Source organism: Enterococcus innesii, assembly GCF_022846515.1.
GTDB lineage: Bacteria > Bacillota > Bacilli > Lactobacillales > Enterococcaceae > Enterococcus_D > Enterococcus_D innesii.
Genome location: NZ_AP025635.1, coordinates 228,588 through 246,202, shown reverse-complemented (window position 1 = coordinate 246,202; position 17,615 = coordinate 228,588). Strand labels below are relative to the sequence as shown.

Below are 17,615 nucleotides of genomic sequence, written 5' to 3'. Positions count from 1 at the left end.
CCATCCTCCTATAAATTTACTTGTTCAATAATGACTTCCGGTAGTAGTTCTTCGATAAATGACGCCTCAGCTAAATCATCAGAAAAAGCAGTAGCACTGCCACAAGCGACACCCCATTTGAATGCGTCAACCACATCTTTGGTCTTCGCGTAACGTCCAATGAATCCAGCAATCATGGAATCTCCAGCACCAACTGAATTTTTCAAAGGTCGTTTCAACACATTGGAACGATAGATCTCATTGCCAGTAAAGAGCAGGGCACCATCACCACCTAGAGAGACGATGACATTTTTAGCACCATCCTTTAACATTTTTTGACCATAAGGCAAAATATCTTCGATTGTTGAAAAAGAAGTTTCATATAGTTCGGCTAATTCATGATTGTTTGGTTTGATCAACAAAGGTTGATCCGTTAAAGCATCAAAAAGTTCCGCACCGGTCGTATCAATGACAAATTCCGCACCGGCTTCTTTAACGATTTTGATCAATTCTTTATAAAAGTCGGCTGGAAGACCAGCTGGTTTACTTCCTGATAGGATGACGATGTCTTCGGCAGAAAGAGCGGCTAGTTGTTGTTTTAGTTCTCCGATTTCCTTGTCACTGATCACTGGACCAAGCCCGTTGATCTCAGTTTCTTCGCCAGATTTTAATTTGATATTGATTCGGGTATCGGCAGCGACTTGTGTAAAGTTGCTGTTGATTTCCTCTTTGGTCAGCCACTCTTCAATAAAACGACCAGTAAATCCGCCAACAAAACCAAGGGCAGTCGAGGAGATGCCAATTCGCTTCAAAATCCGTGAGACATTGATTCCTTTGCCACCAGGTAGTTTAAAGTCTTGTTTCATTCGATTGAGGGCGCCGATCTCCAAATGATCGACGTGGACGATAAAATCGATCGATGGATTGAGTGTTACTGTGTAAATCATTGTATTACCTCCATAATGGTTGTTTTTGCTCTGAATTTCGTTAGATAGTTTTTTGGGCAATAATCGGTGATGATCGTAGCCCCTTCGATAAAGGCAACTTGAGCAAAAGTTGTTTGCTGAAACTTGGAATGGTCTAGCAAGACATAGGCTTGTTGACTGTGCTCTAATGCAATCTGCTTGATCAGGGCTTCTTCAGGATCGGGTGTGGTGAACCCAGCCTCAGAGTGAGCCCCGTTCATGCCCATAAAACAACGATTAAAGCGTAGTTTTCGCAGTTGTTCTCCAGCATTGATCCCTAACACAGCGTTCGTAGCTATCTTAATGGTTCCCCCTAAAATCATGGTGTCGATCCCGTGATCAATCAGTAGGGAAGCGTGCTTGACGGAGTTTGTGACCACCTTAAGGCTTGTGATAGCCGATAGGAAAGGAATCATTTCGAGGGTCGTTGTTCCAGCATCTAAGTAAATGACTTCACCATTTTTGATCGTCTGGGCAGCTGCTTTTGCTATTTTTTGCTTTTCCGTTTGAAACTTCGCCGTTTTTTCTGACATGTTTGGTTCGAAGCCTAATTGCTGGCTTTTCTTGGCTCCACCGTGAATTCTGACTAAAAATCCTTTGTCTTCCAATTCTTGCAAGTCTCTACGGATCGTTGATTCTGAAGCATCCAACAGTTGAATCAGTTCGCTGACCTTGACGATCTCTTCTTGTTCCAATCGTGCCAAAATTGCTTGATGACGCTCCTCTGTAAGCATTTTCATCACCTCTTCACTTGAAATGATACCATATGATTCATCCAAATTCAATCATAAACAGTAAAAAACATTCAAAATGTAAGCGTGAATAATTATAATCGGTCATAAACGGTCATGATAACCGTCATTTTGATTTGATCGCTATCCTTATATTTGACAATTTTTACTATTATTTGGCTTAATTGAAGTAAGGGGGGATAAATAAATGAATAACAAAGTCATTTTACAAGGGTTCGAATGGGACCTGCCGGCAGATAGCCAGCATTGGAACAAATTGAAAGAAATGAGTAAAGAAATCAAAGAGTATGGATTTACCGCAATTTGGCTGCCGCCTGCCTATAAAGGGACAGCTGGGTCCGAAGACGTTGGGTATGGTGTCTATGATTATTATGATCTAGGCGAGTTCGATCAAAAAGGGTCGGTGCCAACAAAATATGGGACAAAGGATGAATATCTAGAAGCTATCAAAGCACTGCAAGAACAAGGAGTAGAGGTTTATGCCGACATCGTCTTCAATCACTTGATTGGTGCCGATGAAAAAGAAGTCGTTCCGGCGGTCAAATACAATACCGAAAACCGGAATGAACCGATCAGTGATGAGGAAGAAATCGAAGCCTGGACCAAGTTCACCTTCCCAGGACGTCAGGGGACGTACAATGATTACGTTTGGACGTGGCATAATTTTTCTGGTGTCGATTATGATGACCGCAACAAAGACCACGGGATTTTTAACTTCGCTGATAAGGGCTGGGAAAACCAAGTGGATGATGAGATGGGCAATTACGACTATTTAATGGGTTGTGACTTGGACATGGAAAATCCCGAAACAGTGGAACAACTCAATAAATGGGGCCAATGGTACCAAGAACTGACCGGCGTTGATGGGTATCGACTAGATGCGGTGAAACACATTGAGTTCAACTATTACGCAGATTGGATCTTGAATCGTCGGGAAGAAAAAGGCAAACCACTATTTGTTGTCGGAGAATATTGGTCAGGGGATCTGCCAAAATTAGAAGAGTATTTAGATTCTTCAGGAAATCTGATTTATTTATTCGATGTGCCTTTGCACTATAATTTATATGAAGCATCTCACTCGAATGGCGAATATGATATGAGTCAAATTTTTGCCGGTACACTGACTGCCGCGCGCGAAGATTATGCGGTGACTTTTGTAGACAATCATGATACGCAAGTCGGACAAAGTTTACAATCTTGGATAGACGGATGGTTTAAAGTCCATGCCTATTCATTGATCCTTTTACGTAAAGCTGGCGTACCCGTAGTTTTCTGGGGGGATTTATTTGGGATTCCCGCGCAAGAAATCGCTCCTGTTGGTGATGCTTTGGTCCATATGCTGAAACTTCGAGAGAAGCTTGCATTTGGGAATCAAGTGGACTATTTTGATGATCCTAACTGTATTGGCTGGGTATTAACTGGCGATTATGAACATGAGCTTTCTGGATTAGCGGTCGTGATGACCAATGCCCAAGGAGCGGAAAAAGAAATGACTATCAGTGCGATCCATGGTGGAGAGACTTTCGTGGATATATTGAGAAATAATGAAGCGAAAGTTGTTTTAGATGATACCGGAAAAGGTGTTTTCCCGGTCAATGATGGGCAAGTCTCGATTTATGTAAATGAAAAACTAGTAGAGAAGTACTTTAGTTAACCAAAATCTTCAAACGAATAAAAAGGCTGGCAGGTTTACAGCCTTTTTATTATGTAAACAAACCAAGCCTGCTTTCTCTTGAAAAATCGCATGAATCGTAAGGGAAAAAATCAAAGCGCTTTTAATTAAAAGTTTTCAAAGCGTTCGGTTTTCCCCTTTCCCGGATAATGCTATAATTGAGAAGATTGAGAAAGAAAGGATGTTTAAAACCATGTCATCCAAAAGTGAATTACTTGAACGCATGAACCCACGGCAAAAAGAAGCCGTTATGCATACGGAAGGACCGTTGCTGCTGATGGCAGGTGCAGGAAGCGGGAAGACCCGTGTCCTAACCCACCGAATCGCCTATTTAATAGAAGAAAAAAATGTGAATCCATGGAATATTTTAGCCATCACATTTACGAATAAAGCGGCACGTGAAATGAAGGAACGGGTCAGTCAACTATTAGGATCAGGTGGAGAAGACGTTTGGGTTTCAACCTTCCACTCGATGTGTGTCAGAATCTTGCGCAGGGATGTTGATCGTATTGGCTATTCGAAGAATTTTACCATCATTGACTCTTCTGAGCAAAATACCCTGATGAAACGGGTATTAAAAGAATTGAATATCGATCCCAAAAAATATGATCCTCGTTCCATTTTGGGAACGATCTCTCATGCAAAGAACGAGCTATTGACACCTGAAGCTTACCAAGCCATGGAAGGTAGTCTATTTGAGCAGATCGTAGGTCGTTGTTATGAAAAATATCAAAAAGAGCTGCGCAATAATCAATGCATGGACTTCGATGATTTAATCATGAATACGATCCGCCTTTTCCAAGACAATGAAGATGCGCTGCAATTTTACCAACGGAAATTCCACTATATCCATGTCGATGAATACCAAGATACCAACCACGCCCAATACACGCTGGTCAATTTGTTGGCCGCTCGTTTTCGAAATCTTTGTGTTGTTGGGGATGCGGACCAAAGTATTTACGGTTGGCGTGGTGCCAACATGCAAAATATTTTAGACTTTGAAAAGGACTATCCAGATGCCGCGACGATTTTGTTAGAGCAAAACTATCGTTCAACGCAAACGATTTTAAATGCGGCAAACCAAGTAATCAAAAATAACCGCAACCGTCCAGATAAAAATCTGTGGACAGAAAATCGTGATGGGGAAAAGATCACTTATTATCGCGGGGATAGTGAACGAGATGAAGCGCGATTTATCGTCAGTGAAATGCAGAAACAAATTGCAGAAAAGAACCGTAAATTCGGTGATTTTGCGATTTTGTATCGGACCAACGCCCAGTCACGGATCATTGAAGAAATGCTTTTAAAAGCCAACGTTCCTTATACGATGGTCGGCGGCAGAAAGTTCTATGACCGCAAAGAAATCCGTGATATTTTGGCTTATCTATCGGCGATCGCCAATCCTCGTGATTCCATCAGCTTGGAACGAATCATCAATGTACCAAAACGTGGGATCGGTGCGACATCCGTCGAGAAACTACGAGAGTTTGCGAATCTTCATGAATGGTCATTGTTAGAAGCAGCCATGAACGTCGAGTTAGCAAATATTTCGGGGAAGGCCGGCAAAGAATTAGGAAGCTTTGGGATGATGATGGATGGCTTCGCCCAAATGGTTCCTTACCTCTCAGTAACCGAACTGACGAAAGAAATATTAGAAAAAACGGGTTATCGTCAAGAGTTAGTCAACCAGAATAATTTAGAAGCACAAGCTAGACTTGAAAACCTGGAAGAATTTTTATCGGTTACCCAAGAATTCGACAAACGGTTTGAGGCGCAAAACGAAGACGATGCAGATGCACCAGATGAGAAGTTGAGTGTTTTCTTAAATGACTTAGCTTTATTGTCAGACGTCGATAGTTATGAAGAAGAAAGTAGTCAAGTGACTTTGATGACCTTGCATGCGGCAAAAGGACTAGAGTTTCCAGTGGTATTCTTAATTGGGTTGGAAGAAAATATCTTCCCGCTTTCTCGAGCTTTAATGGAAGAAAGCGAACTCGAAGAAGAGCGGCGCCTTGCTTATGTGGGGATCACTCGTGCCGAGGAAGAGCTCTTTATGACCAACGCTTTTTCCAGAACATTATACGGCCGTACCCAATACAATCGTCCGTCACGGTTTATCGAAGAAATCGAACAAGATCTGCTGCAATCATTAGGCGAGCGTTCACAGCCTAAAGCTGCTGCACCGTTTCAACCAAAAGTCTTTAAACCGAGCTATACACAGCCGCGTCAAACGACCGTCGCTTCTAAGCAACAGACTTCTGCAGCGGGGAATACATGGCAAGTTGGCGAGAAAGTTCAACATAAAAAATGGGGAATCGGTACGGTCGTTCGGACGACTGGCAGCGCGCAAGACATCGAATTAGATGTGGCATTCCCACAACAAGGCGTCAAACGACTGTTGGCGGCCTTTGCGCCGATTGAAAAAGTTGAAAAATAAGGAGGATATTAGGATGGATGTCCCTTCAAAAGAAATCCAATCACGAGCAGAAGAGCTACGTACGCAATTAAATCAGTACGCCTACGAATACTATGTTAAAGATCAACCTTCTGTTGAAGATTATCTCTATGATCAGCTGTATGCAGAACTGGTTGAAATTGAAACCAACTACCCGCAGCTAGTAACCGAAGACTCGCCCACCCAACGAGTAGGTGGCATCATTTTACCTGGCTTTGAAAAAGTCACCCATGATATCCCACTTTATAGTTTGAACGATGTGTTTGATAAAGAAGGAATCGTGGCTTTTGATGCCCGTGTTCAAAAAGCATTGGGGAAAGCGGTAGATTATGTCTGCGAGTTAAAAATCGATGGATTGTCTATCTCATTAAAATATGAAGAAGGGCGCTTTGTTCGGGGAGCAACTCGAGGGGATGGTACGGTAGGTGAAAACATTACAGAAAACCTAAAGACCGTCAAATCGATCCCACTAAAATTAAAAGAACCAATCTCGTTGGAAGTTCGTGGCGAATGCTATATGCCAAAGGCTTCGTTTTTGAAGTTGAATCAACAGCGAGAAGAAGAAGGGGTGGAAGTTTTCGCCAATCCGAGAAACGCAGCTGCTGGAAGCTTGCGACAATTAGACACACGGATCGCAGCCCAAAGAAACTTAAGCACCTTCTTGTACACACTGGCTGATTTTGGTCCGATTGAAGCCAATGATCAATTTTCGGCATTGAATGAATTAGATCAATTAGGCTTTCGTACAAATCACGAACGCAGAGTTTGCCACACCATCGATGAGGTATGGGCATATATCGAAGAGTTTCATGACAAGCGCAGTGAGCTTCCTTACGAGATAGATGGTGTTGTCATCAAAGTCAATAATTTTAAAGATCAAGATGCGCTAGGCTTTACCGTAAAAGCACCCCGATGGGCGGCGGCATATAAATTTCCACCGGAAGAAGCGGAAACAGTGATCGAAACGATCGAATGGACCGTGGGACGAACGGGTGTTGTGACACCGACCGCTGTTATGACCCCTGTCCGGGTTGCCGGAACTACGGTCAGCCGTGCCAGTTTGCATAATGTAGATTTCATTAAAATGAAGGACATTCGCATTGGCGATTCGGTCATCATCTATAAGGCGGGGGACATTATTCCAGAGGTTGCGAAAGTCTTGGAAGAAAAGCGCACGGAAGCAAGTCAACCCTTTGAATCGCCTACACATTGTCCCGAATGCGGGAGTGAGCTGATCCATTTAGATGAAGAAGTTGCCTTGCGTTGTATCAATCCGAAGTGTCCAGCGCAGATCAAAGAGGGGTTAAGCCACTTTGTTTCCCGAAACGCTATGAATATTGATGGTTTAGGGCCACGTGTTTTAGAGCAAATGTTCGATAAATCCTTAGTCAAAGATGTGGCCGACTTGTACTTTTTAACAGAAGAACAATTGCTGACCCTCGATAAAATCAAAGAGAAATCAGCTAATAACCTTTTGCGTGCCATCCATCAAAGCAAAGAAAATTCAGTTGAGCGCTTGATTTTCGGGCTAGGCATCCGTCATGTTGGTGCCAAAGCGGCTCGGATTTTAGCGGAACATTTTGGTGATCTTCGAACCCTTAGCAAAGCCAAAGAAGAAGAAATCATTTCGTTGGAAACCATTGGTGCTACAATTGCCGAAAGTGTCGTTACGTATTTTGACAATCAAGAAGTTCACGACCTTTTAGATGAACTTGAAAAAGCGGGTGTCAACTTTGCTTATCTAGGGCTGAGAACGGATCAATTGGAAGAAGTGGAGTCGCCATTTAAAGAGAAAACAATCGTTTTGACAGGGAAATTGAGTCATTTCACCCGCGAAGAAGCCAAGGAACGAATTGAAAATCTCGGTGGGAAGGTAACAGGCAGTGTATCGAAAAAGACCGATATCGTTGTTGCTGGGGAAGAAGCAGGCAGCAAACTGACCAAAGCACAATCCCTAGGTGTCACCGTTTGGGATGAAGCTCAAATGGTGGCTGCGATCGAAGGCAGTCATTCGGCAGATCAATAACTGTTAAGTATTGTCACAGACGAGAAGCAGTTGTTTCTTCTTGTCTAATTGAAATCATTTCTTCCCTGCAATACGAGGAAAGAAATGATTTCTGCTTTTATTTGCAATTATATTTGATAATTTTCAAATTCTATTTCATGATTTGTTAAAAAAATGATACAATACATTGGAAAAACGTAAACGTAGATTACGGATGCGAGAAAGAGGAGGATTTTATGGCGATCAGCGAAGAACAAGTCAAACACGTTGCCAAACTAGCAAAACTTTCATTCTCAGATGATGAATTACATGAGTTTACCTCTCAGCTAGGAAAAATTATTGATATGATAGAAACACTTGAAGAAGTGGATACTACAGGAGTACCCTTTACATCGAATGTCGCAGAAACGATCAATGTGATGCGTGAAGATGTAACGACAGGTGGCTGGGACCGTGATGAATTAATGAAAAATGTTCCAGAATCCGAAGAAGGCTTTATTAAAGTGCCTGCAATCATTGACAATGGGGAGGCGGGTGCCTAATGACTGAACTATATAATAAAAGCTTAGAAGAATTGCATAGCTTATTAGTGTCAAAGGAAATTACTGCGACAGATCTAACGAGCGAAACCTTTGCTCGCATTAAAGAAACAGAGCCGAAAGTCGATGCGTTTCTTGCATTGAACGAAGAAAAAGCCCATGCGTTAGCGCAAGCTATCGATCAAAAAGGTATCACTGAAAGCAATATGTTGGCAGGGATTCCCATTGGGATCAAAGATAACATTGTTACCAAAGATCTACGCACAACAGCTGCTTCTAAAATTTTAGGCAACTTTGACCCAATCTATGATGCAACCGTCATGGACAAAGTTTACCAAGCAGACATGATTCCAGTAGGTAAGTTAAACATGGATGAATTTGCGATGGGGGCGAGTACGGAAACGTCGTTCTTTAAGAAAACAAAAAACGCTTGGGACGAGACAAAAGTACCTGGTGGTTCATCAGGTGGCTCGGCGGCTGCAGTTGCAGCGGGACAAGTCCCTTTATCATTAGGTAGCGATACGGGTGGTTCGATTCGCCAACCAGCAGCTTTCAATGGAATCGTCGGGTTGAAGCCAACCTACGGACGGGTTTCTCGTTTTGGTTTGATCGCGTTTGCATCTTCGTTAGATCAAATTGGTCCAATGACCCGTGGGGTGAAAGACAATGCCATCGCATTAAATGCCATCAGTGGGTTTGATGCAAAAGATAGTACGTCAGCCGGGGCAGCTGTTCCTGATTTTACAGCAGGTTTGACTGGTGATATCAAAGGCATGAAAGTCGCTTTGCCAAAAGAATACTTAGGCGAAGGAATTCAAACGGGCGTCCGGGAAGCGATCTTAAAAGCTGCAGACACTTTCCGTGCGTTAGGAGCGACCGTGGAAGAAGTCAGCTTGCCACATTCAAAGTATGGGGTAGCTGTTTACTATATCATCGCTTCTTCAGAAGCAAGTTCTAATTTGCAACGTTTTGACGGCATCCGTTACGGTTTCCGTTCAGAGAATGTCAGCAATTTAGAAGATGTCTATGTTAATTCTCGCAGTGAAGGATTCGGGGAAGAAGTAAAACGTCGGATCATGTTAGGTACGTTTTCACTAAGTGCTGGCTACTACGATGCCTACTTCAAAAAAGCCGGTCAAGTACGAACGTTGATCAAACAAGATTTCGATAAGGTCTTCAGCCAATACGACTTGATCATTGGCCCAGCTTCCCCAACGGTAGCATTTGGTATTGGAGAAAATATCAATGATCCGATCACTATGTACTTGAATGATATTTTAACCATTCCTGTGAATTTAGCAGGACTGCCAGGGATGTCGATTCCAGCAGGTTTTTCTGAAGGACTGCCTGTCGGCTTGCAGATCATTGGGAAACATTTTGATGAAGCAACCATGTATAAAGCGGCTTATGCCTTTGAACAAGCAACTGATTTCCACACGAAAAAACCAGTGATTTTAGGAGGGGATAAGGCATGAACTTCGAAACAGTCATTGGGCTTGAAGTCCACGTAGAATTAAAAACAGAATCAAAGATTTTTTCTCCAGCACCTGCTCACTTTGGCGCTGAACCAAATAGCAACACGAATGTGATTGACTGGGGCTATCCAGGTGTTTTACCAGTAATGAACAAAGCGGCTATCGAATTTGGGATGAAAGCTGCGCTTGCGTTGAATTGTGAAATCTCAAAAGAAACACATTTCGACCGCAAAAACTATTTCTATCCTGATAATCCAAAAGCCTATCAAATTTCACAATTCGATCAACCGATCGGTCATGATGGGTGGATCGAGATCGAAGTGGAAGGTAAAAAGAAAAAAATCCGCATCGAGCGAGTTCATTTGGAAGAAGATGCCGGGAAAAACATGCACGGCAAAGGCGGTTATTCTTATGTTGATCTAAATCGTCAAGGAACCCCTTTGATCGAGATCGTTTCCGAAGCGGATATGCGTTCACCGGAAGAAGCATATGCGTATCTAGAAGCATTGCGTTCAATCATCTTGTTTACAGAAGTATCCGATGTGAAAATGGAAGAAGGTTCTATGCGTTGCGATGCGAATATTTCGTTGCGACCTTACGGCCAAGAACAATTCGGAACAAAAACAGAACTGAAAAACTTAAACTCTATGTCCTTCGTGAAAAAAGGTCTGGCATTTGAAGAAAAACGCCAAGCCAAAGTATTGCTTTCTGGAGGCGAGATCCAACAAGAAACTCGTCGTTTTGATGAAGCAACCAGCAAAACATTATTGATGCGTGTCAAAGAAGGTTCTTCTGATTATCGTTACTTCCCAGAACCAGATATCCCACGGTTTGTGATCGATGATGAATGGATTGAACGTGTACGTCAAAGCTTGCCAGAAATGCCGCAAAAACGCCGGGCTCGTTACATCTCTGAATTGGGCTTACCAGAATACGATGCAATGGTCTTGACTTTATCAAAAGAAATGTCCGATTTCTTTGAAAAAACCATTGATGCCGGTGCGGATCCCAAACAAGCTTCTAACTGGCTGATGGGTGAAGTTTCAGCGTATCTGAACAGTGAGAAATTGGAACTGCCAGAAACGAAATTGACACCAGATAATTTAGCGGGAATGATTCGTTTGATCGCCGATGGCACGATCAGTTCGAAGATTGCGAAAAAAGTCTTCAAAGAATTGATCACAAACGGCGGCGACGCTGAAGAAGTCGTAAAAGCCAAAGGATTGATCCAATTATCAGATCCTGCGCAATTACTACCAATGATCAATGAAGTACTAGATAACAACCAACAATCCGTCGATGACTTCAAAAACGGAAAAGACCGTGCAGTCGGTTTCTTAGTTGGTCAAATCATGAAAGCAACCAAAGGACAAGCGAATCCAGGCGTTGTGAACAAGCTGTTGCAAGAAGAACTAGCAAAGCGATAAGAGGCAAGCGATGAAAAGAGCAAGAGTAATCTATAACCCGACATCTGGGAAAGAATTGATTCGAAAAAATTTAGCAGACATTTTAGATGTTTTGGAAAGAGGCGGTTATGAGGCGAGTGCGTTTGCCACGACCGCTGCACCATTTTCCGCCCGTGATGAAGCAAGAAGAGCCGGTGAAGCTGGTTTTGATTTGGTGGTAGCGGCCGGTGGCGATGGTACGATCAATGAAGTCGTCAACGGAATCGCTCCATTAGAAAAACGCCCGAAGATGGCGATTATTCCTGGAGGAACCACCAATGACTACGCACGTGCACTAAAGATTCCTCGGACCGATATCAAAGCAGCTGCGGAAGTGATTTTAAAACAGCAGACGGTGAAGATGGATGTCGGAAAAACACCCAATACGTATTTTATCAACATTGCTGCTGGTGGACACTTAACGGAACTGACCTATGATGTTCCTTCTGAGTTGAAAAGTGTTTTTGGCTACTTAGCTTATCTAGCAAAAGGAGCCGAATTACTGCCCCGCGTCAAACCAATCAAAATGCATCTAAAGTATGAAGACGGAGAATACATTGGCGGAGCCTCAATGTTCTTTTTAGGACTAACGAATTCTGTAGGGGGATTTGAACAGATTGCCCCTGACGCTAAGCTTGACGATGGGAAGTTTTCACTGATTATTGTCAAAACAGCCAATATTTTTGAGATCGTCCATTTAGTCGCTTTGATGATGAATGGTGGCAAGCACATCAACGATCGTCGTCTGATTTATACGAAGACATCTTTTCTTGAAGTAGACGCGCCAGAACAGGTTAATCGTTTAATGATCAACCTTGATGGTGAATATGGCGGAGATGCTCCTATGCGCTTTGAAAATCTACACAATCATATCGAATTTTTTGCAAATGTTGATCAAATCCCTGATGATGCGGTCGTAGGTGAGCAGAACTATCAAGAAATGAGCGAAGGATTTATTAAAGAAGTCGAACGTCTTTCCGATGAGGACATCAATGGCGATGGCAAAATCGGCGACGAAACACAGTAAAGGATTTTCTTTTCATGCAAAGTGGAAGAACAGGGACTTTTGGACCTGTTCTTTTTTTAAAATGAATTGTGGAAAAAGTAATAGGATTTTTTTTTCGGAAAGTTGATAGAACAGCTTTTCTTAAATTTTTGTAAAGGACGTTTTTCGAACGGTGTTTCACGAAGTGTGTTTGTTTCACGAAAGTGTCGAAGGCAGTCAAAGATAAAACGAATAAAAATTACGAAAAAAGGACATTCTATCCTAAAAAAACGAACGTTAAGAATATATGCTCATTAAAGTTCGTTATTTCCGTATTTCTATGCAATCTAAGGATGCAAAAGCGGAGGAGAATATGCTATAATGGTGAAACGAAGAAATGGGGGGACCGGAATGGAGCAAATCGATTCTACAAAAGCGCTTGATCTGCTGAGAGATGACGCAGAACGAATCAAAAAGCTGATCCGAAACCAAGAAAATAGTTTATGTATCGCACAATGCAAAGCATTTGAAGAAGTGGTTGATACTCAGATGTATGGTCTATCACGGCAAGTGGCATTTGCGATCCGCTTGGGGATCGTCGATAATCAAACAGGACAACAATTGATGGCGGATCTTGAAAAAGATTTGAACCAATTGTACAGCGAGGTCTATGAAGACCAGCGGACACCTGACATCGGCAAGGAGGCATAAACTTGCCAGAAAAAGTAAAGAAAAGACATTTATTAGATTATAGTATTCTCTTGCCGTATATTTTTATGTGTGTCACGGGTTTGATGATGGTCTATAGCTCCACGTCCTACGTCGCGATGACTGCTACAAATCCAACTACAGCTGCTTCTTATGTCATCAATCAAGCAATTTTTTGGTTGTTGAGTCTAGTAGCGATCACTGTCATGTATAAAATGAAAACGGATGTTTTTCGGAACAAAAAATTTGTCCAGATCGCCATGATCGTGATCTTATTCTTATTGATCGCTGCTTTCTTCTTTCCAAGAAGAAATGGGGCACTAGGATGGTTGTCGATTGCTGGTTTTTCCATTCAACCAGCTGAGTACTTGAAGTTTATTGTTATTTGGTTCTTATCTGTGACGCTATCTTATCGGCAAAAAGGCATTCAACAGGAGTTTTGGAAAACGGTTTGGCGCCCAATCGGAATCGTTTTCGTCTATACCGGGATCATGGCCCTTTACCCAGACTTTGGGAATGCCGTGATCGTCATGTTACTGGCTTTTGTCGTTTTATTATCTAGTGGTCTGAATTACCTGTATACCTTGATATTAGGCGTGGCAGGTATCGTTGGTAGCGCATTGATCGTCCTATTTGTGAATCTAACCGGCGGTAAGCTTTTGCCAGCGTATGTCTACAGTCGCTTTTCATCCTTTTTGAACCCGTTTGCTGATGAATACGATACTGGTCATCAAATGGTCAATGGGTATTACGCAATGTTCAACGGTGGGCTGTTCGGGCGCGGGCTTGGAAATAGTATCCAAAAACGTGGTTTCTTAAACGAAGCGCACACCGATTATATATTTTCGATCGTTATGGAAGAATTAGGCTTGATCCCATCGATCATCATTTTAGGTGTTTTGTTCTATATGGTGGGACGGATCTTTCTTGTCGGTATTCGTTCAAGAGATCCCTTTAATTCCATGATGTGTATCGGCATAGGGGCTCTATTTATGTCCCAGATTTTTATCAACTTAGGGGGGATCACTGGTTTGATCCCATTGACGGGAATCACATTTCCGTTTCTAAGTCAGGGAGGATCAAGTTTGCTGATGCTGTCGATTTGTATTGGTTTTGTATTAAATATCAGTGCCGAAGAAAAGAGGAAACAATATTATTTGAATTATTGATCAATTGAATGGAGTGGATTAGATGAAGAAAATTCTTGTTGCCAATCGTGGAGAAATCGCGATTCGTGTCTTCCGCGCATGTGCGGAGTTAGGAATCAAAACAGTCGGTATTTATGCTGCGGAGGATGAATACTCCGTCCATCGCTTTAAAGCAGATGAAGCGTATTTAGTAGGGAAAGGCAAACGACCGATCGATGCGTATTTAGACATTGAAGATATTATTCGCACAGCGAAAAAAGCCGGGGCCGAAGGGATTCATCCAGGGTACGGCTTTTTATCAGAAAACCTGAGCTTTGCGCAGCGCTGTGAAGAAGAAGGTTTGATTTTCATCGGACCATCCACTCACCACTTAGATATTTTTGGCGACAAGATCAAAGCAAAAGCAGCGGCGATCGATGCGGGAATTCAATCCATTCCCGGATCTGACGGTCCAGTGGCATCGATTGACGACGTTTTAGCATTCGCTGACGAACATGACTATCCAATCATGATCAAAGCAGCTCTTGGCGGCGGTGGTCGAGGCATGCGTGTCGCTCATGATGAAAAAGAAGCACGTGATGGCTACGAACGTGCCAAAAGTGAAGCGAAAGCGGCATTTGGTAGTGACGAAGTTTACGTTGAAAAATATATTAGTAATCCAAAACATATTGAAGTCCAAATTCTAGGGGATACGCACGGAAATGTCGTCCATCTATTTGAACGTGACTGCTCTGTTCAGCGCCGTCACCAAAAAGTAGTCGAAGTGGCACCTTGTGTGTCAATGACGACTGAACAGCGGGAAAAAATTTGTCAAGCTGCTGTTCAACTGATGAAGCATGTTGGCTATATCAATGCCGGAACAGTGGAATTTTTAGTTGAAAGCGACAAATTTTACTTTATCGAAGTAAATCCTCGGGTTCAAGTGGAACATACGATCACTGAAATGATCACCAATTTAGATATCGTGACGACACAAATTTTGATTGCACAAGGCAAAGACTTGCATAAAGAAATCGGGATTCCTGAACAAAAAGACATTCGCTTTGAGGGTGTTGCGATTCAATGTCGGGTGACAACGGAAGATCCAGCCAATAATTTTATGCCAGATACTGGTAAGATCGATACTTACCGTTCTCCAGGTGGATTTGGGGTTCGTTTGGATGTTGGAAATGCTTATGCCGGTGCGGTGGTAACCCCTTATTTCGACTCGCTGCTTGTAAAAGTCTGTACACATGCGGCAACCTTTGATCAAGCGATTCAAAAGATGATGCGCTGTCTGAAAGAATTCCGAGTACGTGGTGTAAAAACAAACATCCTCTTTATGCGTAATGTTGTTTCTCATCCAGCCTTTCGTTCAGGTGAAGCCAAAACCACCTTTATCGACAATACGCCAGAACTATTCAATTTCCCTCGGATTCGTGACCGTGGAAACAAAACCATGAAGTATATCGGTGAAATCACGATCAATGGATTCCCGGGAATCGAAAAACAAAAGAAACCTTTCTACAATGAACCACGGATGCCACAACACATCCAAGCAACGCCTGATTTCGTCAGCGCCAAAAATATTTTAGATACGAAAGGTGCCGAGGGAGTCGTTGAATGGATCGGTCAACAAAAGAATGTCTTGCTGACGGATACAACCTTCCGAGATGCCCATCAAAGCTTGTTAGCAACTCGTGTAAGAACCCATGACTTTAAGAAAATTGCCGCGATGACAGAAGCGGGTCTGCCGCAATTGTTCTCAAGTGAGATGTGGGGTGGAGCAACGTTCGACGTTGCCTACCGTTTCTTAACAGAAGATCCATGGGAAAGATTGCGGATGTTCCGGAAAAAAATGCCGAATACCTTGTTGCAAATGTTGTTTAGAGGCTCCAATGCTGTGGGATATTCCAATTATCCAGACAATGTATTGGAAGAATTCATCAAAGAATCTGCAGCGCAAGGAATTGATGTGTTCCGAATCTTTGATAGTTTGAACTGGGTTCCACAAATGGAGAAAAGTATTCAAGCCGTTCGCGATACAGGAAAAATCGCAGAAGCAACGATTTGTTATACCGGGGATATCAATGATCCGACCCGTCAAAAATATTCAGTACAATACTACAAAGATATGGCGAAAGAATTGCAAAACCTTGGTGCCCATATCATTGCTATCAAGGATATGGCTGGATTATTAAAACCGCAAGCAGCTTATCGTTTGATCAGTGAGCTAAAGGATACGATCGATGTGCCGATTCATCTGCATACCCATGATACCAGTGGAAATGGGATCATTACTTACTCAGCAGCTACTAAAGCCGGTGTTGACATCGTGGATGTCGCTATGTCAGCGGTCAGTGGAGCAACGAGTCAACCAAGTATGAGTAGTTTGTATTATGCACTATTGAACGGCGAACGCTGCCCAGAAATCAATGTAGACAACATCCAACAGTTGAACCACTACTGGGAAGATGTCCGCATGTACTATCATTCCTTTGAAAATGGCTTGAACGCACCTCAAACAGAAGTGTACAAGCATGAAATGCCGGGGGGACAATATACCAACCTCCAGCAGCAAGCCAAAGCCGTTGGTTTAGGCGAAAAATGGGATGAAATCAAAGAAATGTATCATGAAGTCAATATGATGTTTGGAGACATCGTAAAAGTGACACCTTCTTCGAAAGTCGTTGGTGACATGGCACTCTTTATGGTACAAAATGGCTTGTCAGAAAAAGATATTTTTGAAAAAGGCGATACATTGAGCTTCCCAGAATCAGTGATCACCTTCTTCCAAGGCGAGTTAGGTCAGCCAGTTGGTGGTTTCCCGAAAGAATTGCAACGCATTATCTTAAAAGGACGCCCAGCCTTTACAGAACGTCCCGGAACATTTGCGAAGCCAGTTGATTTTGCTGAAGTGAAGCAAGAACTAGCGGAGAAAATCGGCTATGAAGCAAAACATGAAGAAGTCTTAAGCTACTTGATGTATCCGCAAGTCTTCCTTGACTATCGAAAAGCTTATGATCAGTTTGCCGATGTGAAAGTCCTTGATACGCCAACTTTCTTTAACGGCATGCGCTTAGGTGAAACGATCAATGTTGAATTAGAAAAAGGCAAAATCTTGATTATTCGTCTCGATGAGATCGGTGAGGCAGACATTGAAGGCAACCGGACCCTCTTCTTTAACTTGAACGGGCAACGTCGAGAAATCGTCGTTAAGGACAACTCTATCATCAGCTCTGTTCAAACAAAACGTAAAGCGGAGCCAACAAATAAAGAACAGATCGGTGCTTCCATGAGTGGCTCAGTCTTAGAAGTATTAGTCAAAAAAGGCGACCGAGTGGCACGTGGACAGACCTTGATGGTCACGGAAGCAATGAAGATGGAAACTTCTGTCGAAGCTCGCTTCTCAGGTGTGGTTGAACATGTGTATGTAACCAATGGTGAACCAATTCAGTCAGGAGACCTTTTGATTGAAGTCAAAGAGAAGTAAGGAGTCGATCCACAG

General features: G+C 42.7%; 12 protein-coding genes. 10 read left to right on the top strand and 2 right to left on the bottom strand.

The genetic code is table 11. From position 1 onward, the window contains the following. Positions 1–8 precede the first annotated feature (8 nt). Complete coding sequence (gene pfkB / locus ENLAB_RS01215; protein ID WP_086292306.1) at positions 9–926, bottom strand: 1-phosphofructokinase; 918 nt, start codon at positions 924–926, stop codon at positions 9–11. After that, a complete protein-coding gene (locus ENLAB_RS01210; RefSeq protein ID WP_086292307.1) occupies positions 923–1,678 on the bottom strand; it encodes a DeoR/GlpR family DNA-binding transcription regulator in 756 nt (251 codons plus the stop codon). Before ENLAB_RS01210 ends, pfkB begins: the two co-directional genes overlap by 4 nt. Positions 1,679–1,883: 205 nt before the next feature. On the opposite strand from ENLAB_RS01210, the gene ENLAB_RS01205 reads away from it, so the two are divergent. From ENLAB_RS01205 to ENLAB_RS01160, 10 genes are all read left to right on the top strand, one after another. Then, positions 1,884–3,350 (top strand): alpha-amylase, encoded by a 1,467-nt coding sequence (locus ENLAB_RS01205; RefSeq protein WP_244352250.1) that lies wholly within the window; start codon positions 1,884–1,886, stop codon positions 3,348–3,350. Between the two features lie 211 nt (positions 3,351–3,561). Next, on the top strand, positions 3,562–5,805 hold the full coding sequence (pcrA, locus tag ENLAB_RS01200; protein ID WP_081118592.1) for a DNA helicase PcrA: 2,244 nt from the start codon (positions 3,562–3,564) through the stop codon (positions 5,803–5,805). Positions 5,806–5,818: 13 nt separating this feature from the next. Then, entirely contained in the window at positions 5,819–7,849 is a 2,031-nt protein-coding gene (gene ligA, locus ENLAB_RS01195) for an NAD-dependent DNA ligase LigA (RefSeq protein ID WP_244352248.1), read from the top strand. A 215-nt stretch (positions 7,850–8,064) separates the two neighbouring features. Further along, positions 8,065–8,370 (top strand): Asp-tRNA(Asn)/Glu-tRNA(Gln) amidotransferase subunit GatC, encoded by a 306-nt coding sequence (gene gatC, locus ENLAB_RS01190; protein ID WP_244352246.1) that lies wholly within the window; start codon positions 8,065–8,067, stop codon positions 8,368–8,370. Next, positions 8,370–9,842, top strand: coding sequence for an Asp-tRNA(Asn)/Glu-tRNA(Gln) amidotransferase subunit GatA (gene gatA / locus ENLAB_RS01185; RefSeq protein ID WP_244352244.1), 1,473 nt, complete (start codon positions 8,370–8,372; stop codon positions 9,840–9,842). The genes gatC and gatA overlap by 1 nt, the downstream gene beginning before the upstream one ends. After that, positions 9,839–11,269 carry an Asp-tRNA(Asn)/Glu-tRNA(Gln) amidotransferase subunit GatB gene (gatB, locus tag ENLAB_RS01180; RefSeq protein ID WP_005225979.1) on the top strand — a complete coding sequence of 477 codons (1,431 nt, stop codon included), beginning with the start codon at positions 9,839–9,841 and terminating at the stop codon, positions 11,267–11,269. Before gatA ends, gatB begins: the two co-directional genes overlap by 4 nt. A 10-nt stretch (positions 11,270–11,279) precedes the next feature. Continuing rightward, positions 11,280–12,314 (top strand): diacylglycerol kinase, encoded by a 1,035-nt coding sequence (locus tag ENLAB_RS01175; RefSeq protein ID WP_081118589.1) that lies wholly within the window; start codon positions 11,280–11,282, stop codon positions 12,312–12,314. Positions 12,315–12,683: 369 nt separating this feature from the next. Beyond that, positions 12,684–12,983 (top strand): Fpa/YlaN family protein, encoded by a 300-nt coding sequence (locus ENLAB_RS01170; RefSeq protein ID WP_010748186.1) that lies wholly within the window; start codon positions 12,684–12,686, stop codon positions 12,981–12,983. A 2-nt stretch (positions 12,984–12,985) separates the two neighbouring features. Further along, complete coding sequence (locus ENLAB_RS01165) at positions 12,986–14,149, top strand: FtsW/RodA/SpoVE family cell cycle protein (RefSeq protein ID WP_077454538.1); 1,164 nt, start codon at positions 12,986–12,988, stop codon at positions 14,147–14,149. 22 nt (positions 14,150–14,171) lie between these two features. Further along, positions 14,172–17,600 (top strand): pyruvate carboxylase, encoded by a 3,429-nt coding sequence (locus ENLAB_RS01160; RefSeq protein ID WP_244352242.1) that lies wholly within the window; start codon positions 14,172–14,174, stop codon positions 17,598–17,600. The last annotated feature ends 15 nt before the right edge of the window (positions 17,601–17,615 follow it).